Below are 16,686 nucleotides of genomic sequence, written 5' to 3'. Positions count from 1 at the left end.
GGTCCATCTTCAGTGCTAACCGGCCCGGCTGCCCTCCCAGAAATGCTCCGCCAGCATCCGTAGCTCCGCTGACAGTTCCGCCATGCGCGCGGCGCTGCGCTGGCAGGTGTCGACCTTCGCTGCGTTGCTGTCGGCCGAGCCGCGAATGGCGTGCAGGCTGCGCTGCACGTCTTCGCTGGCGACGCCCTGTTCCTCGATGGCTTCGGCGATCTCCAGACTCATGCGTTGGATCGCCGAGACCTGTTCGCTGATCTTCTCCAGCGTGCCCGCCGCCTGGCCGGCCTGCTCCAGGCTGGCCACCGCCTGGTCACAGCAGTGCCAGAGCGCCCGTACCGAATCCTCGGCGCCTTGCTGAAGGTTGCCGACCAGCGACTGGATGTCCCGCGCGGAATGCTCCGTGCGCGAGGCCAGTGCGCGGACCTCGTCGGCGACCACCGCGAAACCGCGTCCGCTTTCCCCGGCGCGCGCCGCCTCGATGGCGGCGTTCAGCGCCAGCAGGTTGGTCTGCCCGGCCACATCACGGATCACGTCGAGCATCCGCGAGATCGCCTCGCTGTGTTCCTTCTGCTGCTCCACCGCCGTGCTTGCCGCGCGCACGCCGGCTTCCAGCGCGGCGAGTTGTCCGCGCGTGCCCTGCACATCCTGATGCCCGGACTGGGTGATGCGTTCGCTGCACTGCGCCGCCACCGCGCTGTGCTGCGCATGGCGGGCGACCTCCTGGACGCTCTGTGCCAGTTGCTGCATGGCGCTGGCAACCTGCTCGGTCTCGCGCTGCTGCAATTGCGAAGCCGCGCTGCCGCCGGCCATGGCGTCGGCCAGGGCAGCGGAATGTTCGGCCAGTTGCCGCGAGGCGTCCGCCATGCGCCCGACCACCGCGGCGGTCTCCGCCTCCAGCATGCGGAAGGCGAAATCCAGCTCGCCGAATTCGTCGGCTCGGCCCGAGTAAAGCTGCTGGCTCAAAGGATTGTCGGCGATCTTCCGCGCCCGCAGGATCAGCGCCCGCAGTGGTTGCAGGCGCAGTACCAGCCAGGCGCCAGAAACGCCCAGCGCCAGCACGAAAGCCAGCGCCGTCAGCTTGGGCGACAGTAGTGCGAGCAGGGCGCCGCCGGCTTCGGCCAGCAGCAGGCCGAGCAGTAATTGCGCTATCAGCGGCAGGCGAGGACGACCCCGTTTCGCGCCTTCGCGCAGGCGCGCGTAGAGGTTCTCCGCTTCGGCGATCTGCTCGGCACCGGGCCGCGTGCGCACCGACTGGTACTCCACGATCTTGCCGCCATGGCGGATCGGCGTAACGAAGGCGCTGACCCAGTAGTGGTCGCCGTTCTTGCAGCGGTTCTTCACCAGGCCCATCCAGCTGCGCCCGGCCTGCAAGGTCTGCCAGAGATGGGCAAAGGCGGCGGGCGGCATGTCCGGGTGGCGAACGCGGTTGTGGTTGAAGCCCAGCAGTTCCTCGGCCTCGAAGCCGCTGATTCGCAGAAAGTCCGGGTTCACATGGGTGACCGCGCCCTTGAGGTCAGTGGTGGAGAGGATGTTGGCGTTGGCCGGCACTTCCACCTGGCGACCGGTGATGGGCAGGTTGAGCTTCATCGCTGATGCTCCAGGCGGGACTGAAACAGTTGCTCCGGCGCCAGCGGCTTGCTGAACAGGTAACCCTGGGCGTGGCGGCAGCCTTCCTGACGCAGGAAGTCGAGGTGCTCCTGGCGTTCCACGCCTTCGGCCACCACCTCCAGGCCCAGGCTGTGGCCCAGGCCGATGATCGCCCGGCAGATGGCGCTGAGTTCCGGGTCGTCCGGCACGCGGGTGATGAAGCTGCGGTCGACCTTGAGGATGTGCAGCGGGTAGCGCTTGAGATAGCCCAGCGAGGAGTAGCCGGTGCCGAAGTCATCCAACGCCAGGCGCACGCCCTCGGCGGCCAGTTCGCGCAGGCAGGCGAGGGTTTCCGCGCCGTCCTGCATCAGCAGGCTCTCGGTGATCTCCAGCACCAGGCTGCGCGGCGACAGGCCGCTCTCGGCGAGGATGTGCTGCACCCGCGCGGCGAAGCCCGGCTGCTGCAACTGGCGGCTCGACAGATTGACCGAGCAGTACAGGTTTCTATGCCCCTGACGCTGCCAAAGCGCCGTTTGCCGGCAGGCCTGGCGCAGCACCCAGTCACCGACCGGGACGATCTCGCCGGACTCTTCCAGCGCGGGAATGAAGTCCAGCGGCGAAACCGATTCGCCGTTGTGCTTCCAGCGCAGCAGTACTTCCACCGCTTCCCAGTGCGGCGAGTCGCGGTCCAGGCGGACGATGGGCTGGTAGTGCAGGCTGAACTCCTCGCGGCGCAGCGCCTGGGCCAGCGCGCTTTCCAGGTCCAGGCGGCGCTGCGCCTCAGCCTGCAGCTCCAGGCTGAAGCGCGCGTACTGCGCCTTGCCGGCCTCCTTGGCGCGGTATAGCGCGAGGTCCGCGGCCTGCAGGGTGTCGATGGCCTGGCCGTCGGTCATCAGCCCGGTGATGCCGATGCTGGCGCTGACCACCAGCGTGCGGCCATCCACGTGCAGCGGCTGGCGCAGGCAGTCGAGCATGCGCTGCGCGACCTGCTCGGCGTCGGCCAGGCTGGCGAGGTCGTCCAGCAGCACGACGAACTCGTCGCCACCGAAGCGCGCCAGGTGATCGCCCGGCCGCAGGCAGCGCAGCAGGCGCTGGGAGACCTCCACCAGCACGCGGTCACCCACGGCGTGGCCGAGGCTGTCGTTGATCAGTTTGAAGCGGTCCAGGTCGATGAACAGCAGGCCGGATTCGCGCGCGCCGGGGCGGCGCTGGCGCATCAGTGCCTGTTGCAGCAGTTCGTCCAGGCGCAGGCGGTTGCCCAGACCGGTGAGCGGGTCGTGCCGCGCCGCGTGGCTGAGTTGGTGTTCGCTGGCCTTGTGCTGGCTGATGTCGGTCTGCGAGCCGGCCATGCGGCCATCGGTGATTACGCCGCGCGCCAGCACCCAGAGGTAATTGCCGTCGCGCTGGCGGATGCGGTACTCGTGGCTGAGCAGCGCGCTGCTACCGCGCAGGTGCGCGTCGATGGCCTTGCGCAGGCCTGGCAGGTCGTCCGGGTGCACGCGGGCGAACCAGCTGGTGCTGCCCTCGCCCAGGTTGTCGCGGGTCAGGCCGAGCATGCGTGCCCAGCGCTCGGAGACGTAGAGACGGTCATTGCCCAGGTCCCAATCCCAGATGCCATCATTGGCGCCACGCAGCGCCCGGGCATAACGCGCCTCGCTGTCTTCCAGCGCCTGGCGCTGGGCGGCGCCATAGGTGTCGATGGCCAGCGACATATCGAAGAACACCCGCTTGAGCAGGCTGGCGTAGGTCTTCGCTTCCGGCGCATCGCCCATCAGGTCGGCGAGCATCTGGTCCAGGTACAGGCGATAGGCACCCAGGTACCACTTCAGCTCGACGCCCACCTGCTGGTGCACCAGCCCGATGCGCAGGCGGTCGCGCACGTAGTCGGCATCCTGCGGGGCGTCCCACAGCTGGCGGTAGTACTCGAGCTGGCTGCACTTCAGGCGCGCCAGTGTAGCCGGCTCGGCGAGGATAGCCCCCAGCGGCGGGTAGTTGCGCAGGTGATCGTAGAGCTGCTCGATGAAGCGTTGGTGGCAGCCTTCCAGTTCGGCGGCGCGGCCGTGGAGATGGCAACCATCGTCCTCGCGCCACTCCAGGTAACTCAGGCGCTGATCGACTTCCATCGTCGACAGGCCGATGCGCTCGAGCACGCTCTCGAGCTTCGGTCCCAGGCCCATGTTCGGCTCCTTGCGGGTTTGCTGTTTTTGTCGGGCATGAAAAAAGCGCCGGCTCGTCGACCGTCGAAATCGACGGCGACCCACTCGGCGCTTTGTCTTGCAGGCCCACAAGTCCTGCCCGGCAAAGCCAGCTTCCGCAATGGCGGAACGCGGGGTGGTTTGTTTTTTACACCAGCGGGCGGGGGCCCGACAACTCCTGCAGCGCGCCGCTCAGGCGCTGGCGCAGCTCGCCCAGCTCGCGGGAGCGGAAGGCGTGGCGGGTCCTCTCCAGCACCCCGATGGCATCGGCCAGCAGCGCCTGCAGGCGCGCCGAATCGCTCAAGGGCGCGTCCTTGAACCATCGGCACAGCGGCGCCTGCTCGCAGTTGCGCGGTCCTTCCATCACCGCGCAGGGCAGTTCGTACGCCGCCAGCAACGCACGAACCTGGCGCGCCAGCGCCGGGTCCTGGGAAGTGACCAGCAACTGGACTGGGTACCGGTGGAGAGTCATGACGGATTCGCTCATATCAGGGAGATGCCAATTTAGTGGCTGGTGGCAATCTGATATTGACGCCTGTCATGTCCGTGAGACGTGCTCGGCAGGGATTCGACAGCGGGTGTGAAGTGACTCGCATTGGTGGTGGGGAACATCCATCCATGCCGGCTGACGCCAAGCTTCCAACTTGCACCGAACGGTCCCCTCTCCCTTCAGGGAGAGGGTCAGGGAGAGGGCCGCACCTCGCTGGAATCACCTGGGAGCGGTCGCCGTTCACAGACTTTTTGGGCACACCCTCAGCGGCGGCGTGAAGCGATGGGTATCGCTTCGCTCCACGCCATCCTACGAGGGGCACCTGCGGCGCTTCAGTGCAGCGAACGCGCCTGATCTTCCATCATCCGCACCGCATCGCTCCAGCGCACCCAGAGCTTGCCCTGCCAGTCCATCACGCTCATCTGCTGGCCTTCCAGCTGCTCCATCCGCCGTTGCGGCAGGTGCGGATTGTGCTGCTGCGCATCCCTCAGCGCCGGCAGCACCTCGTTGCTCAGCCACTGGCGCAGGCTGCGGTTTTCCGGGTGGTAGAAGTGCACCATCAGCAACGCGTACAGGCCGCTTTCGCTGACCAGGTAGAGCTTTTCGTCGCAGCCTGCCAACTGCTCATGGCGAAGCTGGTCCGGGTCGAGCTTGCTGGTGACCCGTTCACCCAGGTGACTGTTGGTCAGCTTGGCCAGATCGCGCAGGACGAACCACGCCTGCCGCTCGATCAGCAGCCCGCGCAGACGACGGTTGTAGCGTTGGAACACGGTAGGAATCAGGCCTTCGTCGGCCGACATCGAATCGGAAAACTTCATGCTGTCTCTCCATGTACATCCAGAAGCCGCCGCCCGAACAACCGAAGAGGGAGGCGGACCGTGCAAGGGTGGAATGCCGGAAACGAGTACGAACCGGTAGGGCAATAGCCCACCTCACACGGTCCGCCATAGACCGCGAGACAGTGAATGCTAGTCGGCAATCGCTCTCTGCAGATGGCTTGCGTGTCGTACTCGTTTTCAGGATTCCACTCCTGACCACGGCGAACCGTGGTAGACGGAACGCTACGCAGAGCCCTTGTAGGACAGCAACGCAGTTGGTGCGTAGGGCGATTCGCAAGTTGCCGCGATGCGCTATTCGGCTCATTTCCTGAGCCGAATAGCGCAATCAATCGGCTCATCTGCGCCAGAAACGCAAAAGCCGCGCATCCGCGCGGCTTTTTGCTGAAAGGGTGGTGGGCCCACACGGACTTGAACCGTGGACCAAAGGATTATGAGTCCTCTGCTCTAACCAACTGAGCTATAGGCCCCCAGAAGGCGGGCGGATTATACCGGGGCGTTCTGGCTTGCGCCAACCGGATGCAGCGGGACCAGGAAGCGGTTGGCAAAGGCGTCGGCCGGCAGCGGTGCGCTGAGGGCGTAGCCCTGTATCTGGTCGCAGCCTTCGGCTTCGAGGAAGCGTTCCTGGGCTTCGTGCTCCACGCCTTCGGCGATCACCGTGAGGTTCATGCTGCGGCCCAGGGCGATGATGGCGCGGGCGATGGCGGCGTCGTGTGGGTCGTCCGGCAGGCCGTGGACGAAGGACTGGTCGATCTTCAGAGTGTCCAGCGGCAGTTGCTTGAGGTAGCTGAGCGAGGAGTAGCCGGTGCCGAAGTCGTCGATGGCCAGTTGCACGCCCAGGTGCTTGAGGCTGTGCAGGATCGACAGGGCTTCCTCGGTCTGGTGCATGAGGAAGCTTTCGGTGATTTCCAACTGCAGCCGCGAGGATTGCAGGTTGTAGTGGGCGAGCAGTTCGCGGATGCGTTCGACCAGGTTGGTCTGGCGCAGTTGCGCACCGGCGAGGTTGACCGACAGCGGGCCGAAGGCGGCGTGGCTGTCCTGCCAGTGGCTCATCTGTCGGCAGGCTTCGCGCAGCACCCAGTCGCCCAGCGGGAGGATCAGGCCGTTTTCCTCGGCCAGGGGGATGAAGCGGTCCGGAGAAATCGCGCCGAACTGAGGATGCTTCCAGCGGATCAGCGCCTCTGCTCCTACAAGTTGCCCGCTGGCGAGGGAGAGCTTGGGTTGGTAGTAGAGCTGCAGCTGGTCGCTCTCCAGGGCGCGGCGTAGTTCGTGCTCCAGGGCCATGCGCTCGGTGGCCTGGAAGGTCAGCTCGCGGGTGTAGAACTCGACGCGGTTGCGTCCCTGGGCCTTGGCCCGGTACATGGCTGCGTCGGCGTTCTTCACCAGGGTGGCGACGTCGCTGCCATCGCCGGGGTAGAGACAGATGCCGATGCTCGCGCTGACGAAGAATTCCTGTTCGCCAGCGATGAACGGCTTGCCGAAGCAGAGCAGCAGCTTGTTGGCGACATGCTCGGCATCCAGCGCGTGGTGTAGGCCGGGCAGCAGGATGATGAACTCGTCGCCGCCCTGGCGGGCCACGGTGTCGACATCGCGAAGCTGCTCGCGCAGGCGGGTGGCGATGGATTTCAGCAGCAGGTCGCCCACCGGATGGCCGAGGCTGTCGTTGATGTGCTTGAAGCGGTCGAGGTCAAGGAACAGCACGGCGCCCTGTTGATGGTCTTCCTGGGCCTCCTTGAGCGAAGCGGTGAGGCGGCTCTCGAACAGCAGGCGGTTGGGCAGGCCGGTGAGCGGGTCATGGTGGGCCTGGTAGTCGAGGCGCGCCTGGGCGTACTTGAGGGTGGAAATGTCGGCGAACACGCCGACATAGTGCGACAGTTCGCCATCGGCGTTGCGCACGGCGCTGACGGTCAGCCACTCCGGATACAGCTCCTGGTTCTTGCGGCGGTTCCAGATTTCGCCTTGCCAGTGGCCTTCTGCGTTCAGCTGGTGCCAGAGGGCGACGTAGAAACTGCTGTCGTGCTGGCCGGAAGCGAGCAGGCGCGGCGAGCTGCCGAGGGCTTCCTGTTCGCTGTAGCCGGTGATCTCGCTGAAGGCGCGGTTGACGGCAACTATCCGCTGACGAGCGTCGGTGATCATTACGCCTTCGGCGGTGCTTTCGAATACGGTCGCGGCCAGCTGGAGTTTTTCCTGCATCTGCTGGCGCTCGGTGATGTCGCGGGCGACGGTCAGCATGCAATCGTCGTTGCCGATGGTGATGCGGTGGGCGGAGAGCTCGCACAGGCGCAGGCTGCCGTCACGGGTGCGAATCTGGGCGGTGAACTCCGGTGCGCTGGCTTCGTTGGCGAGGATGCCCAGTAGCCGGGTGCGGTCGGCCGGGTTGGCCCACAGGCGCATGTCCAGGGTGGAGCGCTCGGCGGCTTCTTCGCGGCTGTAGCCGGTGATACGGCTGAAACCGCGGTTCACCTCCACCAGCCGGCCATCGCTGATACGCGAGATGAGCATGCCGTCCGGGGAGGCGTGAAAGGCCTTGGCAAATTTCTCCTCGGAGACGCGCAGCTGCTCCTGGGTTTCCTTGACCTGGGAGATATTGCGCACTACCACGACCAGCGCCGGGGTGTCGTCGAGGACGATGTGCTGAGCCGAGAGCAGCGCAGTAAAGCGCGTGCCATCGCGGCGGTTGAGCGGGATCTCGACGTTGTTCAGCGGCTCGCCCTGCAGGCGCGCCAGCATCGCCGGGCCCATGCCCGGTTCGCCCCAGATGCCCAGTTCGGTGGAAGTCTTGCCCAGCGCCTCGCTGGCGGGAATGCCGATCTGCTGTTCGAAGGTGCTGTTTACCGCCAGCAGTTGCCCGTCGACGCGGCGGGCAAGGACGATGATGTCCGGGCAGTGGTGGAACACCGAGGCGAATTTCTGCTCGGACAGGCGCAGGGCCTGCTCGGTGGACTTGGCATCGGTGATGTCGATCATCAGGCCACGCAGGATCAGGTCGTCGCCGTGGCGGATCAGCGTGACGATGTCGCGAATCCACACCATGCGCCCGTCGGCCGCGAGCATGCGGTAGTCGAAGCTGTGGTTGCGCCCGGCCTGGCTTTCGCTGAGGCAGAAATTGATCGCGTGTTCGGCGTCCTCGGGGTACAGCGTACGTTGCCAGAAGCCTGGCTCGAGCCAGTCCTTGATCGGATAGCCGAGCAGTCGCTGGGCATGGGGGGAGACGTAGGTGAAGCGGTTTTCCGCCAGGCGCATTTCCCAGGCAATGGCGGTCAGGCTTTCGACCAGGCCGCGGTAATGTTGCTCGCTGTCGCGCAGGGCCTGTTCGAGCTTCTCGCGGCGCTGCATTTCGCCACGCAGGCGGCGGTTCATGGTGAACAGCACGAGCAGCGTGAGGGCGGTGAGCAGGACGATGGGGACGACCACCCGCAGTACGGCGGGCCAGATACTGCGGCTATCCACCAGGCCGCCGACCCAGGGCGCCTGGAGGGCATCGATCTGCTCGGTCGTCAGGTCGGCCAGGACTTTGTCGATGAGGCCGGCGAGGATCGCCTGGCCCTTCGGCACGGCCATTGCCAGTTGGTAGCGATAGGGTGTTTCGCCGCTGATTTGCACACCGTCGAGTCTGAGTTGACGCAGATTCCAGACCGCGGAGGCGAGATCGCCGACGAACGCGTCCACTTGCCCGGTGGCCAGAGCCTGCAGCCCGGCGGCCACGCTGGGCAGGGGTTGCAGGTTCAGGTCAGGGTGCTTGGCAATCAGCAGTTCATGGGCCGCGTAGTTCGCCACGACACCGACCTTGAGTCCGTACAGCTCCTTGAGACTGTCGGGGGCGGGGCCGTCCTTGCGGGCAAGAATGATGATCGGGAAGTCGAGGTAGGGGCGGGTGAAAGTCAGGTAGTCGAGGCGCCCGGGGGTGGCCATGACTCCCGGCAACAGGTCGATGCGGTTGTCGCGTGCCTGTTGCAGCACTTCGCTCCAACTGGTCGGCTCTACCGGCTGCAGTTGAACCTTGAGCTGCTCGCTGATGAGCTGCACATAGCTGGCGGCGAGCCCCTGGTAGCTACCGTCGGCATCGCGGAATTCAAAGGGCGGCCAGGAGGTGTCGATGCCCAGGCGCAGGCTGGGGTGCTCCTGCAGCCAGCGCTGTTCCTCGGGCGTGAGGCTCAGGGCGAACGCCTGACCTGCCCAGAATGCAAGGCACCACAGTAGAACTGCCTGCAGACGCGGCATGAAGGGCCTCACTCCTGGGAAGACTACGCCGAAGTGTAGACGTGGCACTTTGCCCAGTGGAAGGCCCAAAGAAAAACCCCCGGTTCTGGCCGGGGGTTTTTCGTCACTCGTCGAGGAAGGAGCGCAGGTGCTCGCTTCGCGACGGGTGGCGCAGCTTGCGCAGCGCCTTGGCTTCGATCTGGCGGATCCGCTCGCGGGTAACATCGAACTGCTTACCCACTTCCTCGAGGGTGTGGTCAGTATTCATGTCGATGCCGAAGCGCATGCGCAGGACCTTGGCTTCGCGGGCGGTGAGGCCGGCGAGGACTTCGCGGGTGGCTTCCTTGAGGCTCTCGCTGGTCGCCACTTCGATTGGCGACTGCATGGTGGAGTCCTCGATGAAGTCGCCCAGGTGCGAGTCTTCGTCGTCACCGATCGGCGTCTCCATGGAGATCGGTTCCTTGGCGATCTTCAGGACCTTGCGGATCTTGTCTTCCGGCATGTCCATGCGTTCGCCCAGCTCTTCCGGGGTCGGTTCGCGACCCATCTCCTGCAGCATCTGGCGGGAGATGCGGTTGAGCTTGTTGATGGTCTCGATCATGTGCACCGGAATGCGGATGGTGCGGGCCTGGTCGGCGATCGAGCGGGTGATCGCCTGGCGAATCCACCAGGTGGCGTAGGTCGAGAACTTGTAGCCGCGACGGTATTCGAACTTGTCCACCGCCTTCATCAGACCGATGTTGCCTTCCTGGATCAGGTCGAGGAATTGCAGGCCGCGGTTGGTGTACTTCTTGGCGATGGAGATCACCAGACGCAGGTTCGCCTCCACCATCTCCTTCTTCGCACGACGGGCTTTCGCCTCGCCGATGGACATGGCGCGGTTGACGTCCTTGATCTCGGCAACGGTCAGCTGCGAACTGGTTTCCAGGTCGACCAGCTTCTGCTGGTTGCGCAGGATGTCGTCACGCAGGCGCTCGATGGCCTCGGCGTACTTGGGCTTGCCCTTGAGTACGGAGTCGACCCAGGCGGTGTCGGTTTCGTGGCCGGGGAACTGGCGCAGGAAGTCGGCACGTGGCATGCGGGCATCACGCACGCACAGCTGCATGATGGCGCGTTCCTGGCGACGCACGCTGTCCAGCGCATCGCGGACCTTGGCGACCAGCACGTCGAACTGCTTGGGCACGAGCTTGATCGGCATGAACAGCTCGGCCAGGGCGACCAGCTCTTCGGTCGCCTGCTTGCTGCCACGGCCATGCTTTTTCAGGGCCTTCTTGGCTTTCTCCAGTTGCTCGGAGACGGCGCCGAAACGACGGGCGGCTTCTTCCGGATCCGGACCACCGTCGCCTTCTTCTTCCTCGCTGTCGCCGTCGGACTCTTCGTCCTCTTCGTCCTTATCCTTGTCCTTGGCTTCGGCGTCGTCTTTCAGGCCGACCGGCTCGACTTCCTCGGCCGGCAGGGTGCCGTCATCCGGGTCGATGTAGCCACTGAGGACGTCCGACAGGCGGCCGCCTTCGGCGACGATGCGGTTGTACTCTTCGAGAATACCGTCCACCGCACCCGGGAACTGGGCGATGGCGCTCATGACCTCGCGGATGCCTTCCTCGATGCGTTTGGCGATTTCGATCTCGCCTTCGCGGGTCAGCAGTTCCACGGTACCCATTTCACGCATGTACATGCGCACCGGGTCGGTCGTGCGGCCAACGTCGCTCTCTACCGCAGCGAGGGCGGCAGCAGCTTCTTCGGCGGCAGCTTCATCGGTATCGGTTTCCGCCAGCAGCAGGGCATCCGCATCCGGGGCTGTCTCGAATACGTTGATCCCCATGTCGTTGATCATGCGGATGATGTCTTCTACCTGTTCCGGATCAGAGATATCCTCCGGCAGGTGGTCGTTGACCTCCGCGTAAGTCAGGTAACCCTGCTCACGACCACGGGTGATCAACTCTTTGAGACGAGATTGCTGTTGCGCTTTTCCGGACATAACACCCTATCCACTGAAGGTCTTGGCGGGCTGAAATAAGCCGAGGATTATACCAGATTCGAGGCTTCAGACGCCAGTTCAGCTCTGGCTGCCTGTTGAAGAGGGGGTGCTGTAGTGCTCCCGCAGTAACGCTTTCTCTTCGTCGGTCAGTTCACTGGGATTCTTTCGCAGCACGCTGTGCAGGCGGGCTTCGCGGCTGCTGAGCAGCTGGTTGTGTGCAAGTGTAGTAATGGTGTCGACGAACTGCTTTTCAAGATTGCCGTCGTCGATCAGCCATTCTTTCCCCGCCAGCACCTGCAGCAGGCGCCCTTGGGGGGTTCCGTGCCAGCGCGCGATGAGGTGCATCGAGCTCTGTTTCGGATTCTTCTGCAACGCTTCGACCAGTGCGGCGAGCAGTTGCGAATAGGTTTGTCCCTCGTTGGAGAAGTGGCTCGCATCCTCGACGCTCTGCGCCAGTTGAGGATGGTGCAGCAGGGTGCGCAGCGCGGTCAGGGTCGGCGATTCGACGCTGATCTCGGTGCGTGGCTGGCGTGGCGCGAAGTCGCCTTTCCTGCCTTTGCCGTCCCATTTGCGATCGCCCTTCCAGGGCTTCTTGCCCTGCTTGGCACCGCCATTGCCGGCGGAAAATTCCTGCGGCGCTTCAAAGTAATTCGAAGCATCCTGGTAGTGACTGTCGCCATGCTCCGCGAATTGGCCGGCGAACTGGCCCATGTCGTAGTCGGCGTATTCGTGGGCGTGGTCCGAGCCGTGCGCCTGCACCGGAGCGGGGTTATGGCTCGGCTTAGCCTGGCCGGCGAGGCCGGAGCGTGGCGCGCTGATCTGGCTGAGCGCGTCGGCGGACAGGCCGGTGATCTCGCCCAGGCGCTGGCGCATCAGCAGGCGCAGGGTGTTGCCGGGGATCTTCTCCAGCAGCGGCCCGGCCAGGGTCGCCAGGTGCGCCTTGCCTTCGAGCGTGCTGGGATCGGCCTCCTGGGTCAGCTGCTGGAAGAAATAGTCCGCCAGCGGCTGGGCCTGGTGGGCGAGGCGGGCGCGGAACGCGTCCGGGCCTTCGGCGCGTACCAGGCTGTCCGGGTCTTCGCCCTCGGGCAGGAACAGGAAGCGCACCTTGCGCCCATCCTGCAGGTTGCTCAGGGCCGATTCGAGCGCGCGCCAGGCGGCGTTGCGGCCGGCCTGGTCGCCGTCGAAGCAGAAGAGGATGTTCGGCACAATGCGGAACAACCGCTTGATGTGTTCTTCGCTGGTGGCCGTGCCCAGGGTCGCGACCGCATTGCGGATGCCCTGCTGGGCCAGTGCGATGACGTCCATGTAGCCTTCGACCACCATGATCTCGTCGAGATCCCGGTTGTTCTTCCTTGCCTCGTACAGGCCGTAGAGCTCCTGCCCTTTATGGAAGACCGGGGTTTCCGGCGAGTTCAGGTATTTCGGCTTGTCGTCGCCCAGTACCCGGCCGCCGAAGGCGATCACCCGCCCGCGGCTGTCGCGGATGGGGAAGATCACTCGGTCGCGGAAGCGGTCGTAGCGCTTGCCGCTGTCGGGGTTCTCCACCAGCAGGCCGGCGTCGAGCATGGCCTTGAGCTGCAGGTTGTCGCCGCCCAGGTTCTTCAGCAGGTTGTCCCAGCCCGGTGGAGCGAAGCCCAGCCCGAAGTCGCGGGCGATCTCACCGGTCAGGCCGCGGCCCTTGAGGTATTCCACCGCGGCCTTGCGCGCCGGGTGGCTTTTCAGCGCCTGGCGGTAGAACTCGGCGGCACCGGCGAGCAGCGGGTAGAGCGGCGAGTCGACCGGCTGGCGCGGCTTGTTGCCACGCCGGCCTTCCTCGCGGGGTACGTCCATGCCGGCGCGCTTGGCGAGGTCCTCGACTGCCTGGACGAAGTCCAGCTGGTCGTGGTCCATGACGAAGCCGAGCGCGTTGCCGCCAGCGCCGCAGCCGAAGCAGTAGTAGAACTGCTTGTCCGGACTGACGGTGAAGGAGGGCGTCTTCTCCTTGTGGAACGGGCAGCAGGCGCTGTAGTTCTTGCCGGTCTTCTTCAGCTGGATGCGCGAACTCACCACATCGAGAATATCGGTGCGGTTGAGCAGGTCATCGATGAAGGATTGTGGAATCAGGCCGGCCATAGACTCATCGGGACGCAGGGTGGACCCAAGCATAGCGCGGGGCGATGAGGCCGCGAGCGGGGCTTGAGACTAAGCATGGGGCTTGAAAAAGCAAAAACTCCGAAGTCCGCGAGTGCGAATCGGAGTTGTCGTGCCTTGAGTCAGGCACTCGCCCGGCGAGTGGGCCGGGCGATGCGGAAAGCGTGCGACGAGGCGCTGTAACTCAGTACAGGCGCTCGCGGCGGCGCTGTTCGCGCTGCACTTTCTTGGCGTGACGCTTAACAGCGGCAGCGGCCTTGCGCTTACGCTCGGCGGTCGGCTTTTCGTAGAATTCGCGGCTACGGACTTCGGCCAGTACGCCTGCTTTTTCGCAGGAGCGCTTGAAACGACGCAGAGCTACGTCGAAGGGTTCGTTCTCTTTAACTTTGACGGCGGGCATCCAGGTCGTACCTTCAATGATTACCGGAGGATTTATCGCGCTCCTGACGGTTGTTCGGAGTCGGCGGTTTTCAAGGGTTGCGGATATTAAACGTTCGGAAGGAGGAATGCAAAGCCTCCGATCGAAAAGCACTGGTCCGAAGCCCAGCCGCCGATTATGATGCGCGGCTTCAATTTTGCCCAGAGTAAAGGCTCAAACCCATGCTAGTGCTGGGGTTGGAAACCTCCTGCGACGAGACCGGCGTCGCCCTGTACGACAGCGAAAAGGGCCTGCTGGCCGACGCGCTGTTCAGCCAGATCGACCTGCACCGCGTATACGGCGGCGTGGTTCCCGAGCTGGCTTCCCGTGATCACGTCAAGCGCATGCTGCCGCTGATTCGCCAGGTGCTGGCCGAGTCCGGCCGCACCGCCCAGGACATCGACGCCATCGCCTACACCGCCGGCCCCGGCCTGGTGGGCGCGTTGCTGGTCGGCGCGTCCTGCGCCCAGGCCATGGCGTTCGCCTGGGGCATACCGGCCGTCGGCGTGCACCATATGGAAGGTCATCTGCTGGCGCCGATGCTCGAAGAGCAGCCGCCGCAGTTCCCGTTCGTCGCCTTGTTGGTGTCCGGCGGCCACACCCAGCTGGTGCGGGTGGATGGCATCGGCCGTTACCAGGTGCTCGGCGAGTCGGTGGACGACGCGGCCGGCGAAGCCTTCGACAAGACCGCCAAGCTGCTGGGCCTGGCCTATCCCGGCGGCCCGGAGATCGCGCGCCTGGCCGCGAGCGGCACGGCGGGTCGCTTCATCTTCCCGCGGCCGATGACTGACCGCCCGGGCCTGGATTTCAGCTTCAGCGGCCTCAAGACCTTCGCCCTCAATACCTGGCAGCGCTGCGTGGCCGAAGGTGACGACAGCGAACAGACCCGCTGCGACATCGCCCTGGCGTTCCAGACGGCAGTGGTCGAGACCCTGACCATCAAGTGCAGGCGCGCGCTCAAGCAGACTCACCTCAAGAGCCTGGTAATCGCCGGGGGCGTCAGTGCCAACCAGGCGCTGCGCCAGCACCTGGAAAAGATGCTCGGCGAGATGAAAGGCCAGGTGTTCTACGCGCGCCCGCGCTTCTGCACCGATAACGGCGCGATGATTGCCTATGCCGGCTGCCAGCGACTGCTGGCCGGGCAGCAGGACGGCCCGTCGATTGGCGTCCAGGCGCGTTGGCCAATGGAGTCGCTGCCGGCGATCTGAATAATGAAGCTGCAAACGACGCGGCACATGCTCTGAGCGGCATGGGCCGTTTTTTCGCTTGCAGCGCGGTACGTGGGCCGGGAAGCTCGCTGCTTTAGAAGTGACGCTCGCGGCCGGCGACCAGGTCGCGCAGGTTGCTGCGGTGACGCCAGACGATCAGGCCGGTAAGCACGGTCATCGGCAGCAGTGCCGAGGGCTCCTGCCAGGCCAATAGGGGCAAGGTCAGTGGCGTGGCTACCAGGGAGGCCAGCGAGCTGGTGCGCGACAGCTTGAAGGTCACCAGCCAGGCCGCTGCTGCGAGCAGGGCCGCCGGCGGGTACAGTGCCAGCAGCATGCCGGCAGCGGTGGCGACGCCCTTGCCGCCACGGAAGTTGAAATACAGCGGGTAGAGGTGACCGATCACCGCTGCCAGCCCGACCCAGGCCTGTTCCACGTCGGACAGGCCGATCATCCGGGCGATGAGTACCGGCAACAGCCCCTTGGCGAGATCGCCGAGCAGGGTGAGGATGGCGATCTTCCTGCCGGCCAGGCGCAGCATGTTGGTGGCGCCGGGGTTGCCCGAGCCGCTGGCGCGCGGGTCGGCGGTGCCGAACAGGCGACTGAGGAGTACCGCGAAGGACAGTGATCCGAGCAGGTAGGCGAGGATCGCCAAGAACCAGAACATGGTTTCCACCGGAGACGAGGTCGTTTCCGATTCTAACGGGGCGCCGGCCGCTTGTCGTGTCGCCTTGGAGCATGCAGTCAGTGGACAGAGTTTTCATCGAGGGGCTGGAAGTGGACACCGTGATCGGCGTCTACGACTGGGAACGGGGTATCCGGCAGTGCCTGCGCCTGGACCTGACGCTGGGCTGGGACAACCGCCCGGCAGCGGCCGACGACGATATCGCCAAGGCCCTGGACTACGCCGTGCTCTCCGAGCGGGTCATGGCGTTCGCCCGTGACGCGCACTTTCAGCTGGTGGAAACCTTTGCCGAGCGCCTGGCCGCGTTGCTGATGGCGGAGTTCGGCATTCAGTGGCTGCGCCTGAAAGTCACCAAGCCTGGCGCCGTAGCGGCCGCCATCGGCGTGGGTGTGGAGATCGAACGCGGATGCCGCTGACCACGGTCTACCTGGGGCTTGGCAGCAACTTCGAGCGTGAGCGCCACTTGCTTGCCGGGTTGGAGGCGCTGGACGGCTTCCTCGAGGACATCCGCTGCTCGCCGGTGTTCGAGAGCGAGCCGGTGGGCATTCGCAGCGGCCCCTTCTACAACTTCGTGATCGTCGCCCGCACCGACCTGCCGCTGGCGGAGCTGAGCCTGCGGCTCAAGCACATCGAGGCGGACAATGGCCGTTATGCACCCGAGCGCAAGGGCCTGCCGCTGGACATCGACGTGCTGCTGTATGGCGACCTGCACGGCGAATTCGACGGCCTGACGCTGCCGCGCGCCGAGGTGCTGAAGAATGCCTTCGTACTCTGGCCGCTGGCCTTGCTGGCGCCTGAGGTGAAGCATCCGGGAGCGCAGCTTTCGTTTGCCGAATTGTGGGCTGGCGCGCAGATCGGGCAGAAGCTCTGGCCGGTGCCCTTCCAGTGGCGCGGTACTGAGCTGACGCCGGCGGACTTGATCGCGGCGCATCCGGCGGCTTGAGCTGGCGCTCCGCGGCGGTCTC

12 protein-coding genes and 1 tRNA gene are annotated in these 16,686 nt (G+C 65.2%); 3 read left to right on the top strand and 10 right to left on the bottom strand.

Features of this window, described 5'->3' with window-relative positions; translation table 11 throughout:
* Window positions 1-15 precede the first annotated feature (15 nt).
* The 9 genes from MJ122_RS26535 to rpsU form a co-directional block, all read right to left on the bottom strand.
* Window positions 16-1,584: a PAS domain-containing methyl-accepting chemotaxis protein gene (locus tag MJ122_RS26535; protein ID WP_239746733.1), complete on the bottom strand. Its 1,569-nt coding sequence runs from the start codon at window positions 1,582-1,584 to the stop codon at window positions 16-18.
* A complete protein-coding gene (locus MJ122_RS26530) occupies window positions 1,581-3,761 on the bottom strand; it encodes an EAL domain-containing protein (protein ID WP_239746731.1) in 2,181 nt (726 codons plus the stop codon). The genes MJ122_RS26535 and MJ122_RS26530 overlap by 4 nt, the downstream gene beginning before the upstream one ends.
* 166 nt (window positions 3,762-3,927) lie before the next feature.
* The gene (locus MJ122_RS26525; protein WP_017516592.1) at window positions 3,928-4,251 is read right to left on the bottom strand and encodes a hypothetical protein; all 324 of its coding nucleotides are present in this window, start codon (window positions 4,249-4,251) and stop codon (window positions 3,928-3,930) included.
* Between the two features lie 350 nt (window positions 4,252-4,601).
* Window positions 4,602-5,087, bottom strand: a complete 486-nt coding sequence (locus tag MJ122_RS26520) for a Bro-N domain-containing protein (RefSeq protein WP_239746729.1) — start codon at window positions 5,085-5,087, stop codon at window positions 4,602-4,604.
* A 411-nt stretch (window positions 5,088-5,498) separates the two neighbouring features.
* Window positions 5,499-5,575 (bottom strand) — tRNA-Ile (locus MJ122_RS26515).
* Between the two features lie 16 nt (window positions 5,576-5,591).
* Complete coding sequence (locus MJ122_RS26510; protein WP_239746727.1) at window positions 5,592-9,326, bottom strand: EAL domain-containing protein; 3,735 nt, start codon at window positions 9,324-9,326, stop codon at window positions 5,592-5,594.
* A 103-nt stretch (window positions 9,327-9,429) separates the two neighbouring features.
* Window positions 9,430-11,283 carry an RNA polymerase sigma factor RpoD gene (rpoD, locus tag MJ122_RS26505; protein ID WP_026078826.1) on the bottom strand — a complete coding sequence of 618 codons (1,854 nt, stop codon included), beginning with the start codon at window positions 11,281-11,283 and terminating at the stop codon, window positions 9,430-9,432.
* Between the two features lie 78 nt (window positions 11,284-11,361).
* Window positions 11,362-13,395, bottom strand: a complete 2,034-nt coding sequence (dnaG, locus tag MJ122_RS26500; protein ID WP_239746726.1) for a DNA primase — start codon at window positions 13,393-13,395, stop codon at window positions 11,362-11,364.
* A gap of 202 nt (window positions 13,396-13,597) precedes the next feature.
* Window positions 13,598-13,813, bottom strand: a complete 216-nt coding sequence (gene rpsU / locus MJ122_RS26495; RefSeq protein ID WP_003085057.1) for a 30S ribosomal protein S21 — start codon at window positions 13,811-13,813, stop codon at window positions 13,598-13,600.
* A 200-nt stretch (window positions 13,814-14,013) separates the two neighbouring features.
* On the opposite strand from rpsU, the gene tsaD reads away from it, so the two are divergent.
* Window positions 14,014-15,039, top strand: coding sequence for a tRNA (adenosine(37)-N6)-threonylcarbamoyltransferase complex transferase subunit TsaD (gene tsaD / locus MJ122_RS26490; RefSeq protein ID WP_239746724.1), 1,026 nt, complete (start codon window positions 14,014-14,016; stop codon window positions 15,037-15,039).
* 94 nt (window positions 15,040-15,133) lie between these two features.
* Here the strand turns inward: tsaD and plsY are convergent, their stop codons facing one another.
* Window positions 15,134-15,703, bottom strand: a complete 570-nt coding sequence (plsY, locus tag MJ122_RS26485; RefSeq protein WP_239746722.1) for a glycerol-3-phosphate 1-O-acyltransferase PlsY — start codon at window positions 15,701-15,703, stop codon at window positions 15,134-15,136.
* Window positions 15,704-15,783: 80 nt separating this feature from the next.
* On the opposite strand from plsY, the gene folB reads away from it, so the two are divergent.
* Together folB and folK are read left to right on the top strand one after the other, a co-directional pair.
* Window positions 15,784-16,137: a dihydroneopterin aldolase gene (gene folB / locus MJ122_RS26480; protein ID WP_138525588.1), complete on the top strand. Its 354-nt coding sequence runs from the start codon at window positions 15,784-15,786 to the stop codon at window positions 16,135-16,137.
* The gene (gene folK, locus MJ122_RS26475; RefSeq protein ID WP_088420311.1) at window positions 16,128-16,664 is read left to right on the top strand and encodes a 2-amino-4-hydroxy-6-hydroxymethyldihydropteridine diphosphokinase; all 537 of its coding nucleotides are present in this window, start codon (window positions 16,128-16,130) and stop codon (window positions 16,662-16,664) included. The genes folB and folK overlap by 10 nt, the downstream gene beginning before the upstream one ends.
* Window positions 16,665-16,686 lie beyond the last annotated feature (22 nt).

This window comes from Pseudomonas sp. DP-17, from assembly GCF_022380625.1.
GTDB classification, from domain to species: domain Bacteria; phylum Pseudomonadota; class Gammaproteobacteria; order Pseudomonadales; family Pseudomonadaceae; genus Pseudomonas; species Pseudomonas nitroreducens_A.
Note: the sequence above shows the minus strand (reverse complement) of the source record. Positions and strands in the feature narration are given on the sequence as shown.

Bases quoted from the DNA above. Each gene is read 5' to 3' on its own strand.
- MJ122_RS26535 (WP_239746733.1), bottom strand. From the start codon at position 1,584: ATGAAGCTCAACCTGCCCATCACCGGTCGCCAGGTGGAAGTGCCGGCC.
- MJ122_RS26530 (WP_239746731.1), bottom strand. From the start codon at position 3,761: ATGGGCCTGGGACCGAAGCTCGAGAGCGTGCTCGAGCGCATCGGCCTG.
- MJ122_RS26525 (WP_017516592.1), bottom strand. From the start codon at position 4,251: ATGACTCTCCACCGGTACCCAGTCCAGTTGCTGGTCACTTCCCAGGAC.
- MJ122_RS26520 (WP_239746729.1), bottom strand. From the start codon at position 5,087: ATGAAGTTTTCCGATTCGATGTCGGCCGACGAAGGCCTGATTCCTACC.
- MJ122_RS26510 (WP_239746727.1), bottom strand. From the start codon at position 9,326: ATGCCGCGTCTGCAGGCAGTTCTACTGTGGTGCCTTGCATTCTGGGCA.
- rpoD (WP_026078826.1), bottom strand. From the start codon at position 11,283: ATGTCCGGAAAAGCGCAACAGCAATCTCGTCTCAAAGAGTTGATCACC.
- dnaG (WP_239746726.1), bottom strand. From the start codon at position 13,395: ATGGCCGGCCTGATTCCACAATCCTTCATCGATGACCTGCTCAACCGC.
- rpsU (WP_003085057.1), bottom strand. From the start codon at position 13,813: ATGCCCGCCGTCAAAGTTAAAGAGAACGAACCCTTCGACGTAGCTCTG.
- tsaD (WP_239746724.1), top strand. From the start codon at position 14,014: ATGCTAGTGCTGGGGTTGGAAACCTCCTGCGACGAGACCGGCGTCGCC.
- plsY (WP_239746722.1), bottom strand. From the start codon at position 15,703: ATGTTCTGGTTCTTGGCGATCCTCGCCTACCTGCTCGGATCACTGTCC.
- folK (WP_088420311.1), top strand. From the start codon at position 16,128: ATGCCGCTGACCACGGTCTACCTGGGGCTTGGCAGCAACTTCGAGCGT.